The sequence below is a fragment of the Candidatus Omnitrophota bacterium genome (genome assembly GCA_041650805.1).
Classification (GTDB): domain Bacteria; phylum Omnitrophota; class Gorgyraeia; order 2-01-FULL-45-10; family 2-01-FULL-45-10; genus JBAZKM01.
In genome coordinates this window covers 14,743-40,601 of sequence record JBAZKM010000014.1, presented here as the reverse complement: position 1 = coordinate 40,601, position 25,859 = coordinate 14,743, and the positions used below count along the sequence as shown (strand labels likewise).

27 protein-coding genes are annotated in these 25,859 nt (G+C 53.6%); 3 read left to right on the top strand and 24 right to left on the bottom strand.

What is annotated here, in order from left to right; all coding sequences use genetic code 11:
* Nucleotides 1-286 precede the first annotated feature (286 nt).
* A complete protein-coding gene (locus tag WC515_08465) occupies nucleotides 287-2,533 on the top strand; it encodes a hypothetical protein (protein ID MFA5147395.1) in 2,247 nt (748 codons plus the stop codon).
* 21 nt (nucleotides 2,534-2,554) lie between these two features.
* Here the strand turns inward: WC515_08465 and amrS are convergent, their stop codons facing one another.
* The 4 genes from amrS to WC515_08445 are packed head-to-tail and all read right to left on the bottom strand — an operon-like array spanning nucleotide 2,555 to nucleotide 4,864.
* The gene (amrS, locus tag WC515_08460) at nucleotides 2,555-3,685 is read right to left on the bottom strand and encodes an AmmeMemoRadiSam system radical SAM enzyme (GenBank protein MFA5147394.1); all 1,131 of its coding nucleotides are present in this window, start codon (nucleotides 3,683-3,685) and stop codon (nucleotides 2,555-2,557) included.
* Nucleotides 3,685-4,065, bottom strand: coding sequence for an OsmC family protein (locus tag WC515_08455; GenBank protein ID MFA5147393.1), 381 nt, complete (start codon nucleotides 4,063-4,065; stop codon nucleotides 3,685-3,687). The genes amrS and WC515_08455 overlap by 1 nt, the downstream gene beginning before the upstream one ends.
* A 14-nt stretch (nucleotides 4,066-4,079) precedes the next feature.
* Nucleotides 4,080-4,298 (bottom strand): DUF167 domain-containing protein, encoded by a 219-nt coding sequence (locus tag WC515_08450; protein ID MFA5147392.1) that lies wholly within the window; start codon nucleotides 4,296-4,298, stop codon nucleotides 4,080-4,082.
* 8 nt (nucleotides 4,299-4,306) lie between these two features.
* Entirely contained in the window at nucleotides 4,307-4,864 is a 558-nt protein-coding gene (locus WC515_08445) for a DUF3786 domain-containing protein (protein ID MFA5147391.1), read from the bottom strand.
* A 94-nt stretch (nucleotides 4,865-4,958) separates the two neighbouring features.
* Here WC515_08445 and WC515_08440 point away from each other — a divergent pair, with 94 nt between their 5' ends.
* Nucleotides 4,959-5,318, top strand: a complete 360-nt coding sequence (locus WC515_08440) for a hypothetical protein (GenBank protein ID MFA5147390.1) — start codon at nucleotides 4,959-4,961, stop codon at nucleotides 5,316-5,318.
* Between the two features lie 41 nt (nucleotides 5,319-5,359).
* Nucleotides 5,360-5,722, top strand: coding sequence for a hypothetical protein (locus WC515_08435; GenBank protein MFA5147389.1), 363 nt, complete (start codon nucleotides 5,360-5,362; stop codon nucleotides 5,720-5,722).
* Here the strand turns inward: WC515_08435 and WC515_08430 are convergent.
* From WC515_08430 to WC515_08335, 20 genes are all read right to left on the bottom strand, one after another.
* Nucleotides 5,709-6,587, bottom strand: a complete 879-nt coding sequence (locus tag WC515_08430; GenBank protein ID MFA5147388.1) for a tetratricopeptide repeat protein — start codon at nucleotides 6,585-6,587, stop codon at nucleotides 5,709-5,711. The two genes, WC515_08435 and WC515_08430, sit on opposite strands and share 14 nt — an antisense overlap.
* A 21-nt stretch (nucleotides 6,588-6,608) precedes the next feature.
* Entirely contained in the window at nucleotides 6,609-7,019 is a 411-nt protein-coding gene (locus tag WC515_08425; protein ID MFA5147387.1) for a hypothetical protein, read from the bottom strand.
* 19 nt (nucleotides 7,020-7,038) lie between these two features.
* Nucleotides 7,039-7,521 carry a hypothetical protein gene (locus WC515_08420; protein MFA5147386.1) on the bottom strand — a complete coding sequence of 161 codons (483 nt, stop codon included), beginning with the start codon at nucleotides 7,519-7,521 and terminating at the stop codon, nucleotides 7,039-7,041.
* Between the two features lie 21 nt (nucleotides 7,522-7,542).
* Nucleotides 7,543-8,100 carry a type 4a pilus biogenesis protein PilO gene (pilO, locus tag WC515_08415; GenBank protein MFA5147385.1) on the bottom strand — a complete coding sequence of 186 codons (558 nt, stop codon included), beginning with the start codon at nucleotides 8,098-8,100 and terminating at the stop codon, nucleotides 7,543-7,545.
* Nucleotides 8,097-9,569: a pilus assembly protein PilM gene (gene pilM / locus WC515_08410; GenBank protein MFA5147384.1), complete on the bottom strand. Its 1,473-nt coding sequence runs from the start codon at nucleotides 9,567-9,569 to the stop codon at nucleotides 8,097-8,099. The genes pilO and pilM overlap by 4 nt, the downstream gene beginning before the upstream one ends.
* 2 nt (nucleotides 9,570-9,571) lie before the next feature.
* On the bottom strand, nucleotides 9,572-10,621 hold the full coding sequence (locus WC515_08405; protein MFA5147383.1) for a hypothetical protein: 1,050 nt from the start codon (nucleotides 10,619-10,621) through the stop codon (nucleotides 9,572-9,574).
* Nucleotides 10,569-11,159 (bottom strand): type II secretion system protein GspJ, encoded by a 591-nt coding sequence (locus WC515_08400; GenBank protein ID MFA5147382.1) that lies wholly within the window; start codon nucleotides 11,157-11,159, stop codon nucleotides 10,569-10,571. Before WC515_08400 ends, WC515_08405 begins: the two co-directional genes overlap by 53 nt.
* Nucleotides 11,131-11,535 carry a type II secretion system protein gene (locus tag WC515_08395; GenBank protein MFA5147381.1) on the bottom strand — a complete coding sequence of 135 codons (405 nt, stop codon included), beginning with the start codon at nucleotides 11,533-11,535 and terminating at the stop codon, nucleotides 11,131-11,133. Before WC515_08395 ends, WC515_08400 begins: the two co-directional genes overlap by 29 nt.
* On the bottom strand, nucleotides 11,513-11,923 hold the full coding sequence (gspG, locus tag WC515_08390; protein ID MFA5147380.1) for a type II secretion system major pseudopilin GspG: 411 nt from the start codon (nucleotides 11,921-11,923) through the stop codon (nucleotides 11,513-11,515). The genes WC515_08395 and gspG overlap by 23 nt, the downstream gene beginning before the upstream one ends.
* A 118-nt stretch (nucleotides 11,924-12,041) precedes the next feature.
* Nucleotides 12,042-12,911: a hypothetical protein gene (locus WC515_08385; GenBank protein ID MFA5147379.1), complete on the bottom strand. Its 870-nt coding sequence runs from the start codon at nucleotides 12,909-12,911 to the stop codon at nucleotides 12,042-12,044.
* Nucleotides 12,901-15,456, bottom strand: coding sequence for a PAS domain S-box protein (locus WC515_08380; GenBank protein MFA5147378.1), 2,556 nt, complete (start codon nucleotides 15,454-15,456; stop codon nucleotides 12,901-12,903). The genes WC515_08385 and WC515_08380 overlap by 11 nt, the downstream gene beginning before the upstream one ends.
* Nucleotides 15,457-15,474: 18 nt before the next feature.
* Complete coding sequence (locus WC515_08375; protein ID MFA5147377.1) at nucleotides 15,475-17,007, bottom strand: hypothetical protein; 1,533 nt, start codon at nucleotides 17,005-17,007, stop codon at nucleotides 15,475-15,477.
* 20 nt (nucleotides 17,008-17,027) lie between these two features.
* On the bottom strand, nucleotides 17,028-17,417 hold the full coding sequence (locus tag WC515_08370; protein MFA5147376.1) for a response regulator: 390 nt from the start codon (nucleotides 17,415-17,417) through the stop codon (nucleotides 17,028-17,030).
* Between the two features lie 4 nt (nucleotides 17,418-17,421).
* Nucleotides 17,422-18,645, bottom strand: coding sequence for a type II secretion system F family protein (locus WC515_08365; protein ID MFA5147375.1), 1,224 nt, complete (start codon nucleotides 18,643-18,645; stop codon nucleotides 17,422-17,424).
* 20 nt (nucleotides 18,646-18,665) lie between these two features.
* Complete coding sequence (locus WC515_08360) at nucleotides 18,666-20,828, bottom strand: ATPase, T2SS/T4P/T4SS family (protein MFA5147374.1); 2,163 nt, start codon at nucleotides 20,826-20,828, stop codon at nucleotides 18,666-18,668.
* A gap of 20 nt (nucleotides 20,829-20,848) precedes the next feature.
* Complete coding sequence (locus WC515_08355) at nucleotides 20,849-21,316, bottom strand: hypothetical protein (protein MFA5147373.1); 468 nt, start codon at nucleotides 21,314-21,316, stop codon at nucleotides 20,849-20,851.
* Nucleotides 21,317-21,318: 2 nt separating this feature from the next.
* Entirely contained in the window at nucleotides 21,319-22,728 is a 1,410-nt protein-coding gene (gene atpD / locus WC515_08350) for a F0F1 ATP synthase subunit beta (GenBank protein ID MFA5147372.1), read from the bottom strand.
* Complete coding sequence (locus WC515_08345) at nucleotides 22,712-23,566, bottom strand: FoF1 ATP synthase subunit gamma (protein MFA5147371.1); 855 nt, start codon at nucleotides 23,564-23,566, stop codon at nucleotides 22,712-22,714. Before WC515_08345 ends, atpD begins: the two co-directional genes overlap by 17 nt.
* Before the next feature lie 3 nt (nucleotides 23,567-23,569).
* On the bottom strand, nucleotides 23,570-25,057 hold the full coding sequence (locus tag WC515_08340) for a F0F1 ATP synthase subunit alpha (protein ID MFA5147370.1): 1,488 nt from the start codon (nucleotides 25,055-25,057) through the stop codon (nucleotides 23,570-23,572).
* Nucleotides 25,032-25,766 (bottom strand): F0F1 ATP synthase subunit delta, encoded by a 735-nt coding sequence (locus WC515_08335; protein MFA5147369.1) that lies wholly within the window; start codon nucleotides 25,764-25,766, stop codon nucleotides 25,032-25,034. The genes WC515_08340 and WC515_08335 overlap by 26 nt, the downstream gene beginning before the upstream one ends.
* Between the last annotated feature and the right edge of the window lie 93 nt (nucleotides 25,767-25,859).

Here is a 25,859-nt window from a genome sequence, read left to right as displayed (position 1 = left end):
TGCGATACAGAACGGACGATGAAACTGGACAATCGCTTTCCTTGTAACCAGGTTCATCGGCCATCAAAATTTTGGGACAGCAAATTTGGATGCCTAATCCAAATTTTGACAAAGCAAAATTTGGATATGCTATCTGCTGGAAAAGTCCAAAATTTTCTCTGTAAAATTTTGGGCTAATCCAAATTTGCGGCAAGCGGAAGGCGGGCACAAAAGTAAACGCCTGAGGGGTGGAGACGAAAAATTTACATTACCATCGCGATTACGCAATGTGATAAAATAACGGCATATGAAGAAGCGGTTCATATTCGCCTTCCTCCTCATGGGCTTCACGTCCCTGGCGGCCGAGACACTGCTGATCCGGGAATTCTTCGTCTCCTTTAACGGGAACGAACTCACCATAGGCATCATACTGGCCAACTGGATAATGCTGGTGGCGCTCGGCAGCCTCCTGGGGGGCCGTCTTGCCGCCAAAATAAGCCGCCCTGTCCTGGCATATTCCATATTACAGCTCCTGATCGCCGCATATCTCCCCATATGCATCTTCACCATACGGGTCCTGAAAAATATGCTTGGCCTCGCTGTAGGCGAAGGTGCCGGGATATCCGCCGTATTCCTCTCCTCCCTGCTCATACCCGCCTGCGCCGGCATATTCACCGGGATGCAATTCCCTTTCGGCTGCAGGATGGCACACGAGGCGTCCGGGCGGGCTGAGGAGGCCGCCGGGACCGTATACGCCGTCGAGTCTGCCGGTTTCATGATAGGAGGCCCTGTCATCACCTATTATCTCATAACCTTCCTGAACTCATTCGCCGCCGTCTCTGTCGTGGGGATCGCCAATGCGGTTTCGGCCGCGTCGCTCCTGAAACATGAAACACGGCCGGGCGGCAGAGGGTCCTCGCCGCTCTGGATAGGAGCGGCTTGCTGTGCATCTCTCGCGATCTTCTCGCTATCCGGGCCCGCCTCGGCCCTCCACGATCTCTCTCTCGCCGGCCAGTGGAAAGGCCGGGAGCTGGTCGCGTACCGGAATTCCGTCTACGGCAACCTGGCCCTGACCAGAAACGCCGGTCAATACACGTTTTACGGTAACGGCATCCCTATCATAACGACGCCGCTTCCGGATATCGCCTCCACCGAAGCCCTGGCGCATTTCGGCATGCTGAGCCACGCCTCGCCAAAGGATGTCCTCATCATAGGCGGCGGGGCCGGCGGGATGATACACGAGATACTGAAATATCCCGTAGAAAAACTTTCATATGTCGAGCTCGACCCATCCCTCATACGCCTGGTGAATGACTTCCCCACGCCCCTTACCGCCGGAGAGCTGGACGAGGCCAGATTGGATATAAGATATACCGACGGCAGATACTTCATTAAGATAACGAAAGAAGATTACGACGTTATCATGGTCAACCTGCCCGCGCCATCCACGCTGGCCATGAACCGTTTTTACACGACGGAATTTTTCAAGGAGGCGGGCAGGGTGCTTGGCACGAACGGCATCATCGTATTTTCCCTGCCGGGGTCTCTCAGCTACCTGGGGCCGGAGCTTCGCGATCTTAACGCGTCCGTCCTGGCGGCATTGGAAGGTCAGTACAGCGTAAATGTCATACCCGGATATTCCAATATATTCATCGCGTCAAAAGGCGGGATAACCCTCACCCCGGATATCCTGTTTCAACGCCTGGAAGAGAGAAAGATATCGACAAAGACGTTCAATAAGGCCTATCTCGCGGACCGCCTCGACAGACAGTGGCAGGAGTGGTTCTACGGTTCCGTAGGAAAGGCGAAGCCCTTAATAAAGAATTCGGATAGATCCCCTGCTGCAGCGTATTACGCCGCCGCTTATCTGAACACCATGGCCTCCCCGCGCTTCCGGGCCGCGGAAGACCATCTCGGCAAGATAACCCTGCATAACTCGCTCTTTGCCGTATTGATCTGCGGCCTGATCGTCGTGGCGCTCGGCCGGTACGGGAGACACCGCAAGGCCGTTGCCTCCGGGGCCGCCATATTTACCGCCGGCTTTGTCGGCATGAGCCTGAACCTTATACTGATCTACGCCTACCAGTCCTCTTACGGATTTTTATTCTCGCACATCGCGATGCTCATGGCATCATTCATGGCCGGGCTTGCCTTCGGAGGATGGCTGATGACGCGTTCTTTATCCCGTATCAAGCGGGATATGGACTGCCTTGCCGCTACAGAGCTCTCCGCAGCTGCCTTCGTCCTTGTGGCTGGTCTCTTCATGGCCGGCCCGGGCACAGCCAAAACGCCGATCCTGTTCTTCGTCCTCTTGGCCGCGAGCGGCTTTTTCGTCGGGGCGGAGTTCCCGCTGGCCAACAGGATAGCGCTCCGCGGGAGAGGTGCAGCCGATACTGCAGGTATGCTCTATGCGCTCGACCTGGCCGGCTCGTGGCTTGCCGCACTGCTCGTCTCCGCGGCGCTCGTTCCTCTCGTCGGGATACCGGGTGTCTGCTCCATCCTTGTATGTGTAAAGATACCGAGCATTATTGCGGTGAGTATGAATAGAGGGTAATGGGGGAATTGCCGGAATATATCAATCCCAGACGCCCGGTATCTTTGTGCCGCACCATTCGCAGGCGCCGGACTTCATGTGCTTTTCCGTTATCGTGTAACCGCTCCTGCCGATTACCGTCTTACCGCAATTATGGCAATAGGTGTTCTCTGCGGCCAGCCCCGGAACATTCCCTATATAGACATAGCGCAAGCCGGAAGCGAGGGCTGTCTCTCTCGCCTTTTCGAGCGTCTCCTGCGGGGTCGGATAGAGGTGCGTCAACTTGTGGCTCGGCCAGAAACGCGATAGGTGCAGAGGCACATCCGGGCCGAGGGCATCGCATATCCAGGCGCACATATCTTTCATCTTCGCCATATCGTCATTCAGGGTAGGAACTACGAGGTTGGTTATCTCAAGCCACACCCTGTTCTTCTTTAAAATTTTGAGATTATCCAGCGTCCTGTCAAGGTAGCCGGCGGCGAAATCTGAATAAAAGTCCTGGGAAAACCCCTTCAGGTCGATATTGGCCGCATCTATGTAAAGAGAGAGCTCTTCGAGAGGTTTCGGGTTGAATGAACCGTTCGAGTGGCACATATTCCTAAGGCCCCTCCCCTTTGCCAGTTTCGAGGTGTCTAGCATGTACTCATAGAATATCACCGGCTCGGTATATGTATACGCGATCGTAGGGCATCCTGTCCGCACCGACTGCGCGACGATATCGGAGGGTTCGAGATAGTCATTGTAGACCGCCTCCGGCGCGAATTGCGATATCTGCCAGTTCTGGCAGCTCTTACAGCGGTAATTACAACCGGCCGTAGAAACGGAGAAGGCGTTCGTCCCGGGCAGAAAATGGAATAGCGGCTTCTTTTCGATAGGGTCTACGTGGGCTGAGCATACCTTGCCGTACGACATGGCATAGAGCACGCCGTCCTTCGGCTCACGGACCCTGCAGAAGCTCCTCTGCCCGGTCGATAGGGTACACCCCCTGGGGCAGAGCTCACACTGGACGGTCGAGTCGTCTATCTTTCGATAGAACATCGCTTCTTTCAGGCCCGCGGGGCCTGTCTTGTCTCCGGACGCCTTCGATCTAAACAGCGACTCTATAGCAGCCGATGAGAATACGGCCCCCGCGCAAAATAGAGACGCCTTTCTCAGAAATTCCCTCCTGGTCATCACTCTATCCTTATCTTTATTTCCGGGTCCGATCTCAATGTATTATGCACCGGGCAATTCTTTATGAATTCGATGAGCGCCTTTCTCCGGCGCTCATCCAGGGCGGAGCCCCTAAGGCCGACCGACACGTCTATCGTCTTAAAGCGGGCGGGCGCTTCCTTGCACAGTTCCCCGCTCACCTTCACGGTGAATTCATCTATGGCCAGCCTCGCCCCTTCCGCATATTTCCTTATGTAGACACCGACGCAACTACCCAGAGAGGCCAGGAGCGTATCCGGAGGGGTGGCTCCCCTGCCCTTCGCATCCACCTCGAACTCATAGTCATTCGCCTTCACCCGGAACAGGTAATCCCCCGCACTGGAGACCTCTACGCTGTACATATCTTTCTCCCTTTTTATATTATGTCTATCACTTTGTTCCTTCCGGAAAGGCCGCGGACGATCCTCACCCTGGATCTTGCGACTCCGAAATATCCGGCCAGGACCTCAAGGGCGGCCTCGTTCGCCCTGCCTTCTCTTGCCGGCGCCTTCACACGGACCATGAACTCCGCGCCGTTCACCTTTTCGACGCTATCTTCTTTTGAGCCCGGCTTGACCTTTACGGCTATCCTCATGGGAACGCTCACAATGAATGCGCGATGATCTCTGTCATCACCACGATATCTTCCGTGCAGAGTATGGACGTGATCCCCCTGTCAAAAAGTATGTTCGCCTCCGGGGCGAACTCCTCATCGCCTTTCCAGAAGACAAGCCCGACGGGGACACGCTGAAAGGCCTCTATAACGACCCCTATGTCGCCAAGTGCCGCCTCTTTACCGTTCAGGCGCTTTGCTGCCTCCATCAGCTGCTCGGGCCTTTCGCCATACTTACGCGCTATGACATCTATGGTCCTCTTCTTGAAAGACGCGTAATACCCCTCTCCGCCGTCGATCTGCCTGAAGTCGATCCACTCCCCGGCAGGAGGCGGCAGTTCCCCCATCCTCAGCTTATGTATCAGATAATGCAATATTATGATGGTGTAATGGTCTTTGGCAGAGACGTTGCATGATACGGAAAGCACGATCTTCGAGACAGGGTCTACCGCATATTCTCCGTTCAGGAACATTACCGTGGAGGCAGCGGGGAGACCGAGGCCCGACAGCTCTTTCCATGCCTTTTCCAACGCCGGCGCGTAGCCCATGTTGTTATTATAGCATTTCGATGTCAAATGACCAATTCTAAATTGGAAATTGCCACATAGTATGGTATATTTTATATATCAACAGGAGGAAGATATGACAAGATCTGTCTCTCTTATTCTTGCGGCAATAATGATCGCCTTCGCACCACCCGCAGGCGCGCAGGTGGATGATGAAGACGGCGCCTATAATACACAGGTGCCCGAAGGCATGGAACTACAGCAGGTCGGGAAGAAACCATCCTATAAAGTGGTCCTGCCTAAAGGTACCGCCATACGCAGGGAAGGAGATCTCAGGATCATTGAAGGCTCAGGCGAGTATGCGGCGCGTAAGTTCACGGAGTATGACGCGATACTGGCCAAGATGAATGACGATATAGAGTCCGTGCGCAAAGATATGGAGGACCTGAAAAAGACGATATCCGAGATGCAGAAACCCAGGCTGGCTTCGAAATAAGAGGAGGGGCTATCTCTCACGCGGCAAAGATATTGATATCCATGATGATCATCGCGGGATCTATGATGCCCGTCTCATCCCATTCCCAGGAACCGAAGGACCGTCCGATAAGATACGTCCGGGGCAAGATATGCGGGATAGATTTCGCCGGCTCGAAGCTGGCCCTGAAGTGGTACTACAGCACGGGCAAGATAGCGGAAGATAAGATGACTTTCTACGTCCCCGAGAATGTGGTCGTGGTCACGGGCAAAGGCAGGATATTCAGGGACCTGCGAAAGGCCGGGGTCGTAGATCTGATCGAGGGGGACCACATAATAGTGAAGTACTACGATGACAAAAAGAAAGGAAACCCGGAGGCGATAAGCATAACTGTGCTGGAACACGACAGGCCTATCGCTTTTTGACCGGCGCCTCCTTTCCGGCCTTCTTCTTTTTTGCCGCCTCCTCCCTTGCGGCCTTCTCCCTGGCCTCCTCTTTCTCCCTTTTTATCCTGTAGTACATGGAACGCATCACCTTTTTCGCTTCCGGGTCCGTCATATCCAGCTGCCTGGCGGTGGAGGCGCACCGGAATGCGTTCCTGTAATCCCCCCTGGAGGCGTAACACGCCGCAAGCGGCAGATAAGCTTTTCGTATGGTCGGGGTGAGCGATATGAATTTCTCATAATTGCTCACCGCCGGATCGATCCTGCCTGTCGCCTGGTACGCGCGGGCCAATTCAAAATAGGCGGTATTGAGATTGGGCGAGGCCTCTATGACCTTATTGAAGAGCGGGATGGCCTCGTCAAAACGTTTTTTATTGTTATATATAGTCCCCAGCGCCATATAAGGCGAGATGACGGCAGGGTCCATCTTTATCGCCTTCATAAAATATACGGCCGCTTCGTTCTCCTGCCCCAGACCCATGTAGACGCAGGCTATACCCCTTACGGCATCCGCATAGTCGGGCTTTAGAAACATGGCCTTCCTGAAGGATTCAAGGGCCGGCGTGAATTTCCCGGAATAGAAGCAGGCGTACCCGAGGGCGCTGTAGACAAGGTAATTATCCGGGGACAGCTCCAGCGCCCTGGAATATTCCTTTATGGCTTCGTCGCACCGCCCCTCCTTTATATAAGAGAGGCCCTTTGTGTACGGGCCGTAGGCCTCGGACTCTTCGAAGCTCACCTCTTTGGCCGCCGCCCCGCCGGCGTCTCTCTCTGCCGCGGCTGCGGGAGTGAGCGATACCGCGGCCAGCAGCAGAGATGCCGATATCACCGTATTAAATGGGTTCATAAACTTATTGGCGGAATTATCTTAATCGACGAGGACCTTCTCCAGGGCCGGCATCGTCTCATCCGCCATGGCCCTCTCCTGCATAACGACGTTATCGGCGACGTAGGTATCATTGATCGAGATACAGTCGACGGAGAGATAATCCCCTGGGTTTATCGTCTTTATGGAAGTTGTGCCGAAGTACGTGGTGTCGCTGTTCGCCATGATCGTGACCACCTTGCTGTCATAGCGCATATCCCTGATCGTCATGGTCTTTGAGGCGGGGTTGACCTTGACCACCTGCCCCACGATCCTGCCTCCCATCTCGACCTGCGCCATGCCTTCATCGAACATCATCTCGTCGTCCGCATCGGTATCGGCCCATACATATGGGACGGCGCAGGAAGCGATAAACACCGCTGCGGATAATGCGTATTTAAGATTTTTAGACATCTATTTCCGTCCTCCCGCTCTATCTCTTTTTAGCCGTTGCCTTAAGGGCCAGGACACCCTTCAGTTCCGTATCTATCCTCTTATTCAACCCCGTATAGAACTCCGTCATCCTCTGGACGTGAAGCCGCGTATTGTTCTCTATCTGCTTCGAGGACATTGCGTCCAGGTTCTTTATGGTCAGGGTGTTCGTCGTCTTCATGGTATTGAGCCAATCCGCTATATATTTGACCGCATCTTCGGTCACGCTCTCTTTCTTGATAGTGTTGAATATGCCCAGCATATTGAAATATGCGTCTATCTGCATCATGGTCGCTATGCAGGAATCCCACATGCTGTTCATGAATATGAGGTCCTTCCTGGAATTAGGCAAGAGCAGCTTTATCGCCCGCGACTCGTCAAAGATCTCGTTGCGCAGTTCCAGAAGCGTCGGCCCCTCGGCGGCGTAAGCGTTAAAACATGAAAAGAGCGTCAGGAACATCGTAACAAAAGCAATCTTCCTCATGGCATCCTCCTTGTGATTACTCTACATGCTTATCTTGGATATCGACATGCTGCACCGGGCCACGCTCGATTCCTTAGATTTCGGCCCTATCTGGTATTTCTCGATGGTCAAAAGCTTGCTGGAATTTTCGATATCGTACATGAACTGGGTCAGCTGCTCTATCTGCGCCTCGCAGCTCAGGTTTATGATATATTTCTTTGCCGAGCCGGCGCTCTTCGCGCCTCCCGGTTTCATGTCTATCAGGTAGACGGAGCTCTTGCTGGCCAGGTTCTCTATCTCTTTCAGGATCGAGGTCATCTCCTCCTCTTCGGAGTTGGCCTGGCTGAAGACGGACCCGTAGCTTTCGCTTTCGGACATTATCTTATCCTTCTGGGACAGTATGCGCATACTCTTCTTGATATTCGACTCCTTCTCCTTGATCTCCGATTCCAGCGAACTTATGCGGTTGAATATGGGAGATATCATCATCCTGTCCAGGAGCGTCAGGGATATGAAAAAGGCCGCCGCGTACAGGATCGTCTTCTCCCTTTTGGACATGCGCGATAATATAGCGTATAATTCCTGTATCTTCTTTATCATCGGTTCTTGTTCAGCGCGGCCGTTATTTCAAAATCGGCCATATCTTTGGTCCCCTCTTTCCTCTTCGAGGTGTATTTGGTCTTGGCGTCCTTAAAATACTTCGATTTCCCGATCGCCTCGACGAAAGAGAAGACGGTGGACATCGACTCGGCCGTCCCTTTTATCGATATCTTGCCCTGGTCATCGAACCTGATATCGTTCAGCTCCAGGTCGATGGGGGTTATAGAGTGCAATTCCGCCAGCACCTCCAGCGAATACCCGCGGCTCGAGAGGTAGTTCCTGACCATGCTGACCATCGTGAACTTATTCTCCAGCGTCTGGGCCTCCTTGTCAAAATCCCGGTATTTTACGGTCAGGTTCTTCAGGTATGCGGTCTTAAAGAAGATGTTGCTTACCAGTATAAGGCAGAGGATCATGAAGGCCGTGAAGACGAATATGCCCGTCTTTATCAGGTCCCTCCCCCGTTCTTCCAGGGATCTCCTGACCTTCACCTCTTCGGGTATAAGTATTATCTTGACCTGTTCCAGCGCGAAGAGCGACGCCATTATATTCAGGAACGACTGACGCCTGGCAGCAGGGTTCACCTTCAGCAGGTCACCCTTAACGGTCACATTCTTGAGATATGGTATGACCTTCAGCGGAAAATGCAGGGCGTCGTTCAATACCGGTTCCAGCCCGGTCATCTCTTCCGCCGCGCCGGTAAGGATAAGCGAATCCGGGCTTCTCTCGATATTTTCGCCCTGATATGTCTCGAGGGACCTCTTCAACTCTTCCGCAAACCTTATCCCGTTCTTCTCCCTGTCCTCCCAGAGCTGCTGTACGCCTATGGGGATCGACCTGACGAATAATAGCCTGTTCTTATAGACGACCGTAAAATCCGTAAAGCTTTCATCGATATTTATTATGCTGGCCGGGGAAACTTCGGTATTGAGCCCCATCACCCTGGCGGCGGACCTCCCCAGCGCCTCAGGCGCGAAGAGTATCTTCTCCAGCTTGAGCCCGGCCTTCCCTATGATATCGAACTGCTTCTTTATTACATTGCGCGATACGATGACGAGCAGGATCTTTGTGTAAGTGTTTTTATAAGTGCCCACATCTATATAATCTATGACTATCTCCTCCCGCGAATACGGGGTGTGGCGCCCCGCCTGCAGGTCTATTATCTCCTTTATCTCCTTAGGATCGATAGAGGGTATCTCGATATTCTTGGTTATCGCAAGGCCGGAGGTGATGACGCTCACAACGTACGGGTTCTTCGCGTTCAGCGTAAGGAATGAAGAGGCGATCGTCTTCGAGATATCGGCATCGGCCATACCCGATATATTGCGGACTACAAGGTTGACCGCCTCCGCCCTGCCGGGCGATATCCTCATATGGGCGATCTTCAGATTATTCCCGTCCAGCTCGATCCCCACGAGGTCGTGCCCGACCACGGCGGCAATAGGGTTCATCCTTTTTATCCAGAACATATTTACGACTCCTGCCAGGACAACACTTTTCCTTTTTTGTTTACCACCGCCGCGGCAACGTAAGTGGTCTTCCCGTCCTTTGACCTGCCGACGCTCCGTATGCTGAACGCGGTCGATATTACCGCCAGGTGCTGGTCGACTACGGCGTTCAGCATGCTTATATCAGAAGGGCTCAGGCTCGCAAACTGGCTGAGGCTCGGGACTATGTTTGAAGTCGCGTCGAATATACCGTCGTCCACGGTCCCCACCATCCTGTCTTTCCCCATGCGGAATGACATTATATCATCCGCTATCCTCTCATTCAACCCTACAGCCATAAGAACCTGTTTGGGTGCGGTGTTTACGTTTATCTTGCCGCTTCCGTAAACTGTAACAAAACCCCTGATCCTCTCCAGCATATCACGGTTGACATCCCTAACAAGGAGGAGCTCTTCCAGGGTGTCGAAATCGGCATTTTTGGACTCGTAAGGGGTGGAGAGACCCCGGTAATATAAGGACTCCGCGCTCCCGACAGGAACGGAGAGCTCCTCATCGCCATCCCTCCAGTCGACTATAGAGGCGGCCAGGCCCTGGGCCATATCCTCGTCCATATTGAGCACCAGCACGAGGAGATGCTTCAGCACTGTCCTGTCCGACTTATTTATATTTATCTTCCTCTCTTCGTCGACGAGACCGTACCTCAGCTCGGGGCCCTTCGATATATCGTATACATACTGGTAACATATATCAAAAGCCGCTTCGCCGCAATTCACGTTCTTAAAGGACTGCGGGTCATTGCTCCAAAGGTCTATCATGCTGTGATAACCGTTCTCTGCCTCCGTCGCAAGCTTTGCCGTAGCAAACCTTATCCCCGCCTCGGAGGCGAGACGCAATCCGGCCCTCTCTTCGAGGCGCTTTACCAGGGTCATCTTATACCTTGCCTGGGTGCCCAATATAACGGCAAATACGGAAAGGAGCGAGATGGCCCACAGGGCTATTATCAGTATGCTCCCGCCGGAGTTAATTGGCGACCGGGATCTCAGCCGTCCTCGTGAATCTGACCCTCTTATCATTATGCTCCGTCTCAAGTTCCGCCCTTATGGCAAGCGGCAGCGCCTTATCGGCCCACTCGTCCCGCCAGAGGTACTCCTTAACGCCCGGCTCATAGACGTAATACTGGAACCTCATCGACTTGATGCCGGAGATAAGCTCCTGCGCCGTCCCCGGGCTGCCGGAATATATATCCGAAAAGTCGGCAAAATGCCTCCTTATGACTTTCCTCTCCCTGTCGTATGAATACCTCACCCTGCCGGCGCTCCGCGAACCGAGCTTCTGGCTCGTAACAAGCGCGGGCAGCTCAAATACGTCGCCTTCGCCGGTAAAAACCGTGCCTTTGCAGATTATCACGTTCCTGAGGTCAGACGTGAACTTCTCAAAAAATATGTCGACGTCCTCTTCCGAGCTTTTCAGGTTTATCCTCTGCCATATCTTCAGGCCGCCGGAAAGGGTCATATACACCGCAAAGGCCACGACCACCAAAGCCACGCTCGCGACGACAAGCTCTATCAAGGTGAACCCTGTCCTATTTCTTCTCTTCCGAATAAAGCGCATATGCCGTTCTCGATATCACCATCTTCTTCCGCCCCTCCTGCCATGAGAGGGCCGAATCTATCCTGTAAAGGCCGTAGATGTCTCCTATGCCGCTGTATGACAGGGCCCATACGAAACTCTTGTTGTCCAATGTAAGGACCTCGTTCGTAGGCGTCTCCATCAGTGTGTTGAAACGGGTCAGTTCGTTTTGCGCCTGCCACATCCTCTCTTCGGCCCGGGACACGACCCCGAAATAATCGTAACAGTAATTTAAGAGGTCCAGCGACCGGAAGTACGTCTCATATACAAGGACTGCCGTAAGCGAAACGACGACCGTCGTGACCATTATCTCTATCAGGGTGAACGCCTTTTTCCTATTCCCAGTTCCTGACATCATCGGTGCTTTCGTTCCCGTCCTTTCCGAGGGAGTAAAGGTCGTAATCTGCCGGCCTGTGGTCCCCGGGACTCTTGTATTTATACTCTCTGCCCCACGGGTCGAGCGGTTTCTTCTCGAGATACGGCCCGGTCCAGTTGGAGGCGGTGGAGGGCTTTACCAGAAGCGCGCTCAGCCCCTCGTCCGTCGTCGGAAAATTCCCGTTATCGAGCTCATAAAGCTTGAGGGCGGTGGCTATATTCGCCTGGATGTCCGCCCTGGCAGCGGCCACCTTGGCCTGCTCGCCCCTCCCGGCGAACCTGGGCATCACCATGGCAACAAGCGCGCCTATTATTATGATGACGAGCATCAGCTCTATCAGCGTAAAACCAATCCTCTCTTTGATCCTCATGGCCGTTCTCCTCCCTTTCTAAATATCCCTATACCCTATACCCTAACTCCCTATCTCTTATCTAATACCCTATACCCTAACTCCCTATCCCTTAGCTAATACCCCATACCCTAACACGCTACCTATCTTCCGCAATATACTCCCGCCATCTCTTCTCGAGCTCGTTCAGGTTCTGTATACGCGTAGGGTACGCGAAACTCAGCGCATCCTGAAGCGACTTACCGTCGCGCAGCTGCCGGCAGAACTCGGCAAATGAGTCCGACCCGTACCTCTCTATCAAAAAACCTACCAGCGAGACGGACTGAAGATAATAGATCGTTATGAGATTGTCGGTGCCCAGGATAAGCGAGGCCCTCTCCCCCTTCTTTGTGATCGTAGAGAGTATATACGTCCTGCTCTGGTCCCTTATGTCCATAAGCCGCAGTTTCATCATGTCGCGCAGGGACAGGAGTGTGTCCTCCTCATACAACTGTTTGACTGACCTCTTCATATCGCCGCGTTTCGCCTCTTCGGCCCACTGGGCTACGCCCTCATCCAGCCACAGAGGCACCTCCCCTTTGAACCCGACAAAATCCCTGAAGATGAGGTGGGCCATCTCGTGCGGAAGGAGCGACTCCAGGAAACCGGTGCTCCATGTGAAGCTGACTATCTGTTTGGTCCGGTAATCGGCCATGCCGTGAGACCAGTTCGGCTGGTTTGTCGCTTTTATGAAAGAGGCGTGGTCCGGGTATATATATATCTTCACGCGCCTCTCCCACATCCAGAATTCGGAATATCTCGGGTAACCAAGCTCCCTGGCGATCCTCTCGTAATACACCTCCGCCTTATCCAGGACATCCTGCGCGAATTTTTTATCCTTCGTAAAATATACTACAAAATGGTCGCTCTTTGACTCCTGCCAGTTCTCGGCGAAAGAACCGCAGGGAACGGCAGCAACATAAAAGACCGCGAAGATAAGGCTCCGGAATACGGTTTTTTTATCCCACATATCTCTTACCTTCCAGGACGGCGGGTAGGGCTATGCTGAATTTCGTGCCGACGCCCACCTGGCTCTCTACCGCGAGCACGCCGTTGTGGCCTTTCACTATATTGTACGCTACCGATAACCCCAGCCCCGTCCCTTCCCCTACGGGTTTGGTCGTGAAGAAAGGATCGAATATCTTATTGATGTTCTCTTCAGGTATCCCCACGCCCGTATCGGAGATCGTCAGGACTACGCTCTTTCTCACGCTATCGTAGGTCGTCTCTATGCCTACAACACCGCCTTTGTCCGATTTCGTGCTTATAGCCCACATAGCATTGTTCACCAGGTCGAATACGACCTGTTGTAAAAGCTGGGAGTCCCCGATGACACCGGGTATCCCGGCCGTTAACCTCTTATCTATGGATATATTCTTGACCCTGACCTCATGCCCTACTATATTGAGCACCTCATCCGCTATATCATTCAGGGATACCTGCTTATACTCCCCTTTTGAGACGTGTGAGAAATTGAGCAGTGACTGCGTTATCTTCTTGCATCTGAAGACATCCGCTTCGATAGCCATCAACACTTCTGCCAGATCGTTCGAATCCGGATATCCCTTACTCTCCAGGATCATCTTCACCAGGTGGACGTTATTCATGACCCCGGCCAGGGGGTTATTGATCTCGTGCGCGATACCCCCGGCGAGCGTGCCCATCGACGCCATCTTGGAGGCCTGGACCAGCTGCAGTTGTGTATATTTAAGCTTTTCATAAGCGCTCTTCAGCTCCGTCTCCCTCCTCTTGGACTCTGTGATGTCACGGACCGTGGCCTGCAAAAATACCTTGCCTTCCAGCTCCACCCTCGTCAGTAATACGGTGGCAAAGAACTCCCTCCCCCTGGCCGTCTTATGAAGCCATTCAAAGAAATGCGAGCCATGCTCCATGGCCATGGCCATCATCTCCCGGGCCTTTTCGGCGGAAGGCCTGCCGTCGGGCTGGTATTCAGGAGACAGGATGGCCGGGGTATAGCTGGTGAAGTCATCCTCGTCAACACACTCGTACATCTTTACGGCAGAAGGGTTCCCTCTGAAAAACCCCTCTCCCGGCGTTAAGAGCATTATAGCGTCCGCCGAGGTCTCATAGATCGTCCTGTACCTTATCTCGCTGTCTCTGAGCTGGTCCAGCATACGTTTCTGCTCCGTTATATCCTTTATTATGGCCCACATGCCTGCGGGCCTGCCGTCTTCGCCTCTGACCAGCCATGTATTTAACAGTATCGGGAAGACCGTCCCGTCTTTTCTGGTATACTCTTTCTCATAATCGCCGGAGAACCCTTTTGCCAGCACCCTCTGTCTTATTATCTCCGCCTCCATCTTGTGCCACTTCGCCGGAGTCACTTGAATATATGTCAATCTTTTGACTTCATCCATCGTATAACCGAGCATATCGAGATAGGCCTGGTTACAATCGAGAATATCACCCGAAATATTCACCAGGACGATACCGTCCCTGATCGAATTATATAGGCCCCGGTACCTCTCTTCCGACTCCTCCAGTTTCGCGACCGCTATCTTGCGCTCGGACATCTCCTTTACAAGCGCCTCTCTCTGCGTAAAAAATAACCGGATCAACCTGGCTATGCCGCCGAATTCCGTCTTCCGTCTCCCCAGGTCCTCTATGCGGCCGGTATCTCCGGTCTTCAGTGTGGTAGTTATGAGGCCGAGCGGTATCGTTATCCAATGACCGATAAGCAGAGTCAGAACGACAAGGCACACCGCGGCCAGGGTTGAGATTATGACCATATCCCTCCTGGACGTAGCGGCCATATCTCTGATGAACGGGACTTCTATCCAGACCATCGCCTTCATCATCTCTCTCCCGGACCAATCACTTAACGACTTTGAGAAGACGATGGCATCCGATTCCGACTTTGCGGCGCTCACCAGCAATTCGCCTTCATCGAAAGGGACGATCGCCACCGGCCCGCCTATCAGCCGCGACAGCTCTTTTATATAAACGTCGTCCCACAGGCGCCCCGCAAAGAAGTACCCGAGCGGCGCGGTCTCCCTTTTACTGTCGGCGCTCGGGTGTATCGTGGCGGCGCAGAATTCCATCAAACCGGCCGGCGTATCAGCGAAAAAACCGAGCAGAAGCTTCTCTTTCGCCAGCTTGCCGAAGACCTCTTTGGGGATAGGGAGATCCCACAACCTGCCGTCTTCTTTGCTGTTGGTATAATAGACGAGCGAGCCGGCGACATCGTATACCCATATAAAATCCACCTTATAGGTAGAGAGGGAGACGTCGATATTCTCGGCGGCCCACTTTTCGCTTTTCGTAGAGATGAAGGCAACCATCTCATCCCAGAAAGTGTAATCCGAGGCCAGCGTCTCTACTGAAGACCCTTTGAGTTTAAGTATATTACCGAACGTCGCGTTCATTATCTTCGTCTGGTTCTTTATATACGATTTTAACCGTTCGCTGTTAGAATGCTGGTTCACGATAAAGACACCGATGAACATACACATGATAAAAGCCAATAAGAACATTATCTTTATACGGATATTCATACGTTGACCTATTGCCGTTTAAAATGTCAGGGCAAGGCAAGCCTCAAGCTGGTACGCCGGGTCGGCCTTTCCGTCACCGCGCACGAACGGCGTGAATAGACTGCCCCCCGTATCGTCCCTCACCTTTTTATACGCCCGGCCGGGGAGAAATATCGCGCCGTAGACTTCCAGAGTGAGATTGTCATTGAAGGCGCAGATGAGCGAAAGGTCGAATTCATTGCCCAGGTCCGGCGATATACGTTCCGCTACGAAGTTATACATCCCGACGCCCCTCTCCACGGACCTCAGGTACCACCAGTCAAAGGTGAACGATACCTTATCCGTGAACGAATAGTCGAACCCGACGTCGATCGTGATGAGGTTCTCTATGGTCCGCGGGTCCAGAAAAGTCGACGGCCTCGGGACACCGTAGTTCAGGCCGTACCCGTTACCCATCGCCAAGATCGGTACGGTCTCTATCGGGGAGTAGAGCGAGTCGGCGAGGCCGACGTTCAACGGGGAATATACGCTGAAGGCATTATTCTTGCTGCTTTCGAAAGACGTATCGCCGTTCTCTATCATCTCGGGCGTCAGCTTGTTCCCTGAGGCGAATATGAACCTTGAATGGGGGCTGAGCTTATCGAAAGTGTACGAGGCATCCGCGTAGAAGAAGTATCCCATGTGCTCTACATCCTGGGAATCGGAATCATACCTCTCCGCCCGGCCGAAGTTCCTTGCGGTCTCGAAGCTCAGGGCGAGCCTTTCTATGATGAAGTCGACCGAAACGCCGCATGTCCCCAGGAGCTCCTGCCGCGTGGGAGTGAGGAAATAGTCGATCCGCTTCTCATCCGTCTTGTCAAAAAGCGCGCCGAGATAGGGCTGGACCGTCCACTTTGTAATATCGCGCTCTGTAGATAAGGTCATATCTGTGGCAAAGAAATAGGCCTTGCTCCGTTCGTAATTTATCCCCTGCTCCTTCTCCTGTTTTATCTGCGGGCCCATTATGTTCTTATTGGCTACGTCGGGCCAGCAATAGTAGAAACGCCATTCGAAACCCTCGCCTTCCATAGATAAAGTGACACCGTAATTTTCGTACTCCCCCCCGAGGCTTATGCCGTGGCCGACCGAGTAAACGTAAAGGCCGCCCATCACCCGGACGGTATCTCCGTAGATAGGCAGGTCGAGCCACAACTCTTTGACCTTCGGCAGGAGGTCTGACCCGTGGTATGGCCTTATCTTACCCGTGAACGTCATAAGGGTATTGTCGATAAAGAGCGGCACATCATAATCGTAGGGGCCGGTGCGTTCAAGCTTCAGGAACAGCTCCGGACCGGTGTCCTTGTACTTCAGGTCGAAACCGAGGCTGTAGTCCATGCCTATGTACGTCGTAAGGTCGTCCCTCTTCCTGGTATCGAGGTCGACGGTGTTCGTGAGCGTGATGGAATCCATGCGCAGATAAGGGATCACGCCGAACGTGAAATCTTCGTTCTCGCTTATCTTCAGTTCCGCCGAGGCGGGGAACGCTACGGCAAAGAGCATGACGAACAATAGCGAACCGGTCTTATGGCGCACGTATATCCTTTATAAAGCGTTCAGGTCCTTGTCTCTTTATAAGCGATGGCCTTATTCACCTCGTACAACAGCTTCTGGTAATCGAACGGCTTTGTAAAGTACCCGACCACCCCCATCTTGAACGCCTTCTTTATATCCACGTCGTCTGCCAGGGCCGATATGATTATGATCGGCACCTTCTGCGTATCTTCGTCCTTATTCAACAGTTCGCATATCTCAAAGCCTCCCATGCCCGGCATGAGGAGATCGAGAAGGATGACATGCGGCTTGAAGGCCTTCACCATAGCCAGGACATTCTTCGACTCCCTTGACGTATCCACCTCAAAACCGGACAGCTCAAAGAGCTTCTTTAAACTCGTAAGTATCGTCTCCTCATCGTCAGCAATGAATATCCTCTTCTTTTCGCTCATATCTCTACCTCACCATTACGTTTATTTCGAAAATAGGAAGGAGCATGGCCACGACGATAAAACCGACCACCAGCCCCATTATCAGGATCATCAGAGGTTCCAGGAGGCTTGCCATGATCTTCATCGCCTCATCCGTCTCCTTCTCATAAGAATTCGCCACTTCCGCCAGCGCCTCTCCCAGCTTGCCGGACTCTTCCCCGACGATTATGAGGTTCGTCATGAAGAGCGGGAAGAGCCTGGAGCTCTTGAGGCTCCTGCCGAAGGAACCGCCCTGTTCCAATTCCCTGTAACTCACCGCCAGCTGGCTTTTTATGACCTCGTTCTCCAACACAGGGATCGATATCTCGATCGCCTTCAGGATGGGTATCCCGCTCTCCACCAGGAGGGAGAGCGTCCTGCTGAAACGGGATAACTCCGACTTGAGCGTAAGTTTCCCGAATATCGGAACGGTCAGTGCCAGGACGCTGAAATAGACCCTGCCGGCCTTGGTCCTCGCCTGCGCCTTTACAAGGAACGCCGCCAGGGCCGCGGCTATTGCTATCGCCCACCACCACTTGCGTAAACCCCCGCTTATCGCTATCAGGATCCTGGTGGGGAGCGGCAGGGCCTGCCCCATATTGACGAATATCCCTGTAAGGCGCGGTATGACAAAGGCCAGCATGAAGGTGACCGTCCCGATCCCTACGACTCCCATGAGGATAGGATACGCCAGGGCCATGCGGAGCCGGGAGTACATCTCGTCCTCTTTCGTCCTGTAATCCGATATCCTGAGAAGCGCCTCGGGCAATGCCCCGCTGTTCTCGCCTGTCCGCACCAAAGCTATATATAACGGTGAGAATGCCCTTGGATACCGCGAGAGCCCGTCCGAAAAGTTTTCGCCCTCCTTTACCGCGTCATGTATATCGCAGAGCGCGCTCTTGAACCCGGGATTCTCGGTCTGCTCGGCTATTATATTGATGGCGCTCAGGATCGGCACGCCTGCCGCAAGGAGACTGGCGAGCTGGCGGCTGAAGACGGTTATCTCGCGGGACTTGACCCGCCCGAGCGGTCTCTTCGGGACGGTACGCCCGGGACCCGGGGAGGGCTCGTCCCGCACCTCTTCCAACTTTATGGGGAGATATCCCATCTGGCTGAGCCGTTCGATCGCCTCGGCCTCTGAAGGCGCCTCGGTCTTCCCTTCAACGATCTCTCTTGGCCCTTTCTTGGCGCGGTATTTATAGGTAGGCATGATCTCCTCTTTCCCTATCGTTATAACTCATTGCTTATGTAATTATCGAGCCTTGCCTTCTGGGCGCTCGTCATATCCAGGAAACAGACCGCTATCTCGAAACTCTTTCCGCCCCGCAGCTCTTCGACCCTGACCACCCTCGCCAGGCACTCCACCGGTCCCTTCCCGTCATGCGGCTCCACGGCCATCTCCAATATGGTCCCTACCGGCAGGGGTTCGTCCGACGTAAAGAGCGACCCGCCTGCGGAGATGTTCTTCGTAACGCTCAACTGTTCGGCGGCTGCGCCTTTTTTTCCGGAGATATCCTGCCCCTTGAAGACCTTATAGCGCACATTGATCTTGTTGTCCAATCTCCTGTATATCCTCCTGTCCGATTCCGTAGAGGCCTGGCCCGCTACGTCCGGCAGGATGGGAGATGATGCCATGGTACCCCTCCCGGAAGAACCCGCTTCATCCTCGGCGCTCGTCACATTGATGACCTCTTCGGGCGTCGTCATTCCGGCTATGACCTTGTTCCAGCCGTCCTGGCGCAGCGTCCTCATACCCCGCGAGATGGAGAGTTTCTTTATCTGGCTCGCCGAGGCCTTCTTGAAGATCATGTCTTTAATGGTATCGTCCACCAGGAGTATCTCGTATATGGCGGTCCTGCCCCAGAAACCGGTGTGGTTACAATTCGCGCATCCTTTGCCCCTGAAGACCTTTACTTCCGATGCCTTTATATTGAGCTCCCTGGCGATCGACTCTTTAAGCTCCGGGGGGACCGCCTTATCCTCATGCTTACAGTCGGGGCATATGAGCCGTATAAGGCGCTGGGCTATGAACGCCTCGACGCTCGATGCCACAAGGTACGGCTCCACGCCTATATCGACGAGCCGCGTTATGCCGCTTGCCGCGTCATTCGTGTGGAGCGTGGAAAATACGAGGTGGCCTGTCAGGGCGACCCTTATGGCTATATCCGCGGTCTCCCGGTCCCTCACCTCACCGACCATTATGACATCGGGGTCGTGCCTCAATATGCTCCTGAGGCCCCTTGCGAAATCGAGCCCTATCTCGGACATGACCTGTATCTGTATGACCCCCGACATCTCATATTCTATCGGGTCTTCGATCGTTATGATCTTCCGTTCTTTCGTATTTATCCTGCTTAGGCACGTATATAGCGTCGTCGTCTTGCCGCTCCCCGTAGGGCCGGTCACGAATATTATACCGTGCGGTTTCTGGATAAGTTTTTCGAATAATACCATATCGGGCTTCGCGAGCCCCAATTTGGCCAGGCTGAATAACATCTGCGTAGGCAATATCCTTATAACCACGCTCTCGCCGTAAGGCGTGGGCATCGTGGATATCCTCAGGTCCAGCACCTGGTCCTGCACCTTCACGACCGCCCTCCCGTCCTGTGGGAGCCGATGCTCCACTATATTAAGATTAGACATTATCTTGATGCGCGAGATTATGGCGTTTATGAAATTCTTTATCTCGGGCGGTACGTTGGCGTCATACAGTATCCCGTCTATCCTGTAGCGTAAACTCACCTCCTGCCTGAACGGCTCGATATGTATATCGGTGGCGCGTTTCTTATACGCCTCGAGTATTATCTGGTTGACCAGTTTTATGATCGAGGCATCCTCTGCAAGCTCTGTGAGCTTCTCGATATCCTCAACCTTGCCCTGGGACGTCTCCCGGGCCGACGCCGGGGGCGTCTTCCCCGTCGATGCGCCGGACGTTATCCTGCCCAGCGTGTCGGCCGCGAAGCCATAATTCTTCTTCATGGCTTCAAGTATCTCGTCTTCGCATGCGAGGGCGATCTCTATATCGTATCCCAGCTGGGTCCGTATCTCATCCTGTATCTTTATATCCATGGGCCACGACACGGCAGCGGTCATCGTCTTGTCCTTGATGGCTATGGGGATGAAGCGGTAATAAGTGGCTATCTTAACGGGTATCCTGTCGATGACCTTCCTGTCTATCGGTGTATCCCTCAGGGTAAGAAAAGGCATCTTTAACTTTTCCGCCAGGAGCATCAGTATGTCCCTCTCCGGGAATATTCCGCGTTTTATGAGTATCTGCCCCAGGTTGGACTGCGTCGTCTCCACCTCTTTGATGAACGGTTCCAGGGCCTCTTTTGAGACGAGCCCTTTATCCATGAGCGCCTCGTATAAGACGACGTCATTCTTCTTCAGCATATCCTCACCCTTATGACCGCCTATTCCAGCATGCCGGAGGCGGTGCTACGCATGAACTGTTTATATCTCTGTATGACATCTTCCATATCCGGGGGTGAGACGAGGACGAATTTGGGCTTCAACCCCCTCGTCTCCATCTCCGCATTCTTAAGGGCCCAGGCATCCAGCGGGTTTATTATGGCTATGGTCAGAGACCAGTCGTCCTTCCTGACCGGGAAACATTTGTTCTCCAATATCACAGACGGCCTGAACTCTTTCGCGAGGTCCCAGTTTATGTAAGCATCTTTCATGCTCAAGAGCGGTATCCCGAACTGTTCGGACAGGGCCTTCAGGAAGCTGGCCTCGCTCACATAACCCTTCCTCACCACTATGGCGCCGAGGAACTCCTTTGTCAGCTTCTGTTCCTTAAGGGCATCCTCGAGCTCGGCACCCCTTATGACGCCCTTTTCGATCAGGATCTCCCCCAGTTTCTTTTCTGACCGCTTCATCTTTATGTTATCCTGCCTATGAGGTAAAAATCCCCTTCCGGTCTCTGGTCGACCCTGCCGGCCATGATCATCTCGCACCCGACAAGCGTCTCTTCTATGGTGACGTATTCGCCCTTTTTCCCGGTGTACGCCTCCGCGACGAAGAACGGCTGTGTCAGAAAGTTCTGCAGTTTTCTGGCGCGTTCATATATCGTGCGGTCTGCCGCGGAGAGCTCGTCTATGCCTATGACGAGGACTATGCGCCTCAGCTCTTCGTACCTCTGGAATATCCTTATCGTCTCCTGCGCTATGTCGAAATGGCGCCGGCCTACGATATCTATATCGAGGTTGGCCGAAGAGGATGAGAGCGGATCTATCGCCGGATATAGCCCCAGCTGTATCTTCTCCCTGGAGAGTACCATTATTGAATCGAGGAAGCTGAATATCGCGACGACGGCCGGGTCCGTCAGGTCGTCGGCAGGGACATATACCGCCTCGAAAGAGGTAACGGAACCGCCCGATTCTTTGGATGACCGTATCCTCTCATGGAACTCACTCGCCTCCGATATCAGCGTCGGCTGATAGCCCGTCTCCGATGGTACCCTGCCGAGGAGGGTCGATATCTCGGCGCCCGCCTGCACAAACCTGAATATATTGTCCACGAAGAGGAGGACGTCCTGGTTCTTCCTCTGTATCGACTCGGCCATAGTGATGCCTGTCATCGCCACGCCGAAACGCGCGCCCGGCGGCTCGTTCATCTGGCCGAAGACCATCATCGTCTTCGGGAGGACGCCGTGCTTCAGGAGCTCGAAGTAGAGCTCGTTACCTTCGCGGATACGCTCGCCTACGCCGGTGAACACGCAGCTTCCCTCATAGCGCTTCACTATATGCTGTATTATCTCGAGCGTCAGTATGCTCTTGCCGAGGGCTGCGCCTCCGAGTATGCCGGTCTTGCTGCCTTTCGTCACGGGGAAGAGAAGGTCTATTATCTTTATGCCCGTCTCGAATACTTCGAAACTGCGTTTCGAGTCCTTGCCCATCCTGACCTGGCTGCCCATTTCCTTCTTCCGGATCGGGAGGTATTCCGATGTGACTATATCGCCCTTCTTGTCTATCGGCTCTCCCGTCATATTTATGATCCTGCCGTAAAGCGCCTCCCCGAGAGGTATCTGGATCGACTCGCCTCCGACTACGGCCCCGGCGTTACGCTGTATATTTATCGTGGAATTTATGGATATGCAGCGGGCGATGTTCCCGGGCAGGTGTTCGGCGACCTCCAGCACGACCTTCTCCTTGTCGATGGTAGAGGTGTTTATGACGCTGAAGATATTGGGGACGTCTTCCGAGCTATCGAACATCACGTCCACTACCGGCCCCTGGACGGCGACCACCCGGCCCGCGGCGCCCTTCGTATTTTTAGTGGGTGCTGACATATAATAGCCTCGCGCTGAACAGTTCGCGCATGTTACGGTCGATCAATTCATGCCTGACGCGGAAGTACTGCTGCTGCAACTTCTCGTCCATATCCTTCAGCTTCTGGGCGCTCTCTTCGAGGTGCACAAAACGCGCCGCGAATTCTGCCAGGCGGCTCAGCCCGAATACCTCGTACATCTTATGGCCTATCCAGAGGAAGAGTATATATTCGAGCATATCCCCGACGTTCGACTCCATTATTATGTCGGAGAGGGCCCACTTCGCATCGGCCGCCCCGGCGTCTCCCGCGCTGTACGGCAGGAACTGCACGGTCTCGACGCGCTGGACCGTGAATGAAACCGGCCTGGGGTATACGACCTTGAGGTAACCTATCGACTCCTTTATTATCTTCGAGACGACGTAATCCCTGAGCTGGACCGACTGCTCATAGCGTTCCTCTTCCCTTATGCCGCCGAACGCCACGAACGGGATACCGCTCTCCCGGGCGTAGAGCTTGCCGCGTTCACCTATGACTATCAGTTTGCCCGGCACCTCGGCCAGTTCGTTAAGGGCGGCGGTGACGACATGCCGGTTCAACCCTCCCAGGAGCCCGCTGTCGGACGTGATCGCTATTACTATCTGCTTCTTCTCTCTCGGGTTAAGGAAAGGGTGGTCTATCCCCTTTATATCTATAAACTCAAAGAATGTCTTGAGCGCCTCCGAAAACTTCTCATATGTCTTCAGCTTCTGCTCCAGTATCCTGTACTGGGCGACCGATATATTCTTCAGCACCTCCAGGAGGGACAGGAGTCCCTTATCGAACTCCAGGTCCTTCTTTATGCTGACGAGGGTCCTCATGCTTTACTTTATCGCCATCTTTAGGTACATCTTCAGGGACTCTTCCACTTTCATCTTCAGGTCGTCAGGCATCTCCTTCGTCTCCCGGACCTTGGCGCAGAATTCCGGGGAACGCTTGCTGACGAATTCGAGTATATCTCTCTTGAACTGGTTTATCTGCGTGGTCGAGAGGGCGTCGAGGATGCCGGAGTTGAGCGCGTAAAGATAAAGGATCTCCCCCTCCATCGATACGGGCTTATTCTTGTCCTGGACGATGAGCTGGTTTATGGCATCGCCCCGCCGGAGTTTCGCCTCCGCCTCCTTCGAGAGCCCCGTAGCGTGCAGCTGCGTCATCTGGACAAGCTCTTTGTACTGCAAGTACTCGAGACGTAACGATTTGCTGAGCCCCTTCATGACCGGCCACTGCGCCTTATTTCCGATACGCGACACCGACAGGCCGAAGTCGATGGCCGGTTTGATGCCTTTATTGAAGAGCGTCGTCGAAAAATAGAGCTGGCCGTCCGTCATCGATATCAGGTTCGTCGGGATATAGCCGGTGACGTCGCCCTGGAGTATCTCGACTATAGGGAAGAAGGTCATGGAGCCGCCGCCCAGTTCCGGTTTAAGGTATCCGGCGCGCTCGACCAGCTGCGAGTGTATGTAGAAGATATCCCCGGGATATGCCTCCCTGCCGGGCGCCCTCTCAAGGAGGAGCGATATCTGCCTGTATATCCAGGCATGTTTCGTCAGGTCGTCGAATATAACGAGGACATCCCTGCCTTTATTCATAAAATACTCGCCGATCGCGCAGGCGGTATAAGGGGCAAGGTACTGTTCCCCTACCGGGACTGACGCCACGCCGCTTACGACTACGGTGAAGTCGAAGGCGTTATTTTCCCGGAAGGTATCCATTATCTTGAGGAGGGATGAATACGGTTTGCCTATACAGCAGTAGATACAGACGACATTCTTCCCCTTCTGGTTCAGTATGGCGTCTACGGCGACGGTCGTCTTGCCGGTGAGGCGGTCCCCTATGAGGAGCTGGCGCTGTCCCTTGGCTATAGGTATGATGGCGTCGAGTATAAGGGTGCCTGTCTCGAGCGTCTCCTTGACGGGGACGCGCTCCATGACGCCGGGCGCCACCTTGAAGAGAGGATAATAATCCTTCGCCTCTATCGGGCTTCCGCCGTCAAGCGGCTGGCAGAGCGCGTTCACTATACGCCCTACAAAACCGTCCGATACCGGTATATTCAGGGATTTGCCTTTATTGTAGATCTCCTCCCCCGCGCGTATCCTGGAGGCGTCCCCGAGGACGAGTATCTGGACCTTATCCTCGGTGAAGCCCATGACCAGCCCGAGCGTGCCGTTCGAGAATTCGACTATCTGGCCGTTTATGCAGGAGGGGAGCCCCCTGGCTATGACAATGAACTTCTTTACGGATTGGACCTCGCCTACTTCCCTTATCTCGAAAGTAGTTGCCGGCCCTTTATTCACCGACTGCGTGTTTGGCATTCTTGGCCTGTTCCTGGATCTTGTTCTTTAAGCTCCCGTCCAAAACAAGGTTTCCTATGCGGATCACGATCCCGGCGACTATCTTCGGGTCGACCTCTTCCTTCATTTCGGCCTCGCGGCCCAGTATGCTCTTTATCTTCTTTACGAGGTCCCTGCGCTCGTCGCTCTCTATCTCAAAAGCTGAGACGATCCTGACGTCCTTGATATCCTTCTGGATATTAAGGCGTTCCACGCTGCTGAATCCGTTATCTATAAGGTCCCTGACCCACTGGGAATGTATACCCTTACGGAACTTATCGGGGAGGGTGCGGTGTATCAGTTCCGCCGCCTTGTCTATGGCGCTTTTGGCCACCCTGTCGTCGATCTCAAGTATCAGGTGCTCCCGCGTCTTGTCTGCCTGGCTTATGATCTCGCTGCTCTTTTTGCGCGCCTCGTTTATGGCCTTCTCGCTCTCGGCGCTGGCGTCATTCACTATCTTCGACTTCATCGTCTCCGCTTCCTGCCTGGCCTTGTTTATCATGCTTTGCGACTCTTCTTTTGCCTCTTCAAGCTGCCTCGCAACGAGCTCCTCTTTCTTCACGTACTCCTGGTTCATCTCCTCAAGGTGTTTCGTTGCCAGGACTACGTTCTGGGTCATTATACGCTTCAGGACGAATATCATACCGACGAATATGAGCACCTGGAAAAATATGAGCGAGATAACGAGCATAGTCACACCCCTTCTTAATTATATGCTATTATGATAATTATATCATATCTTTAAGCAAATTTGGTCAAATAAGATGAAAAAGAGGCGTTTGGG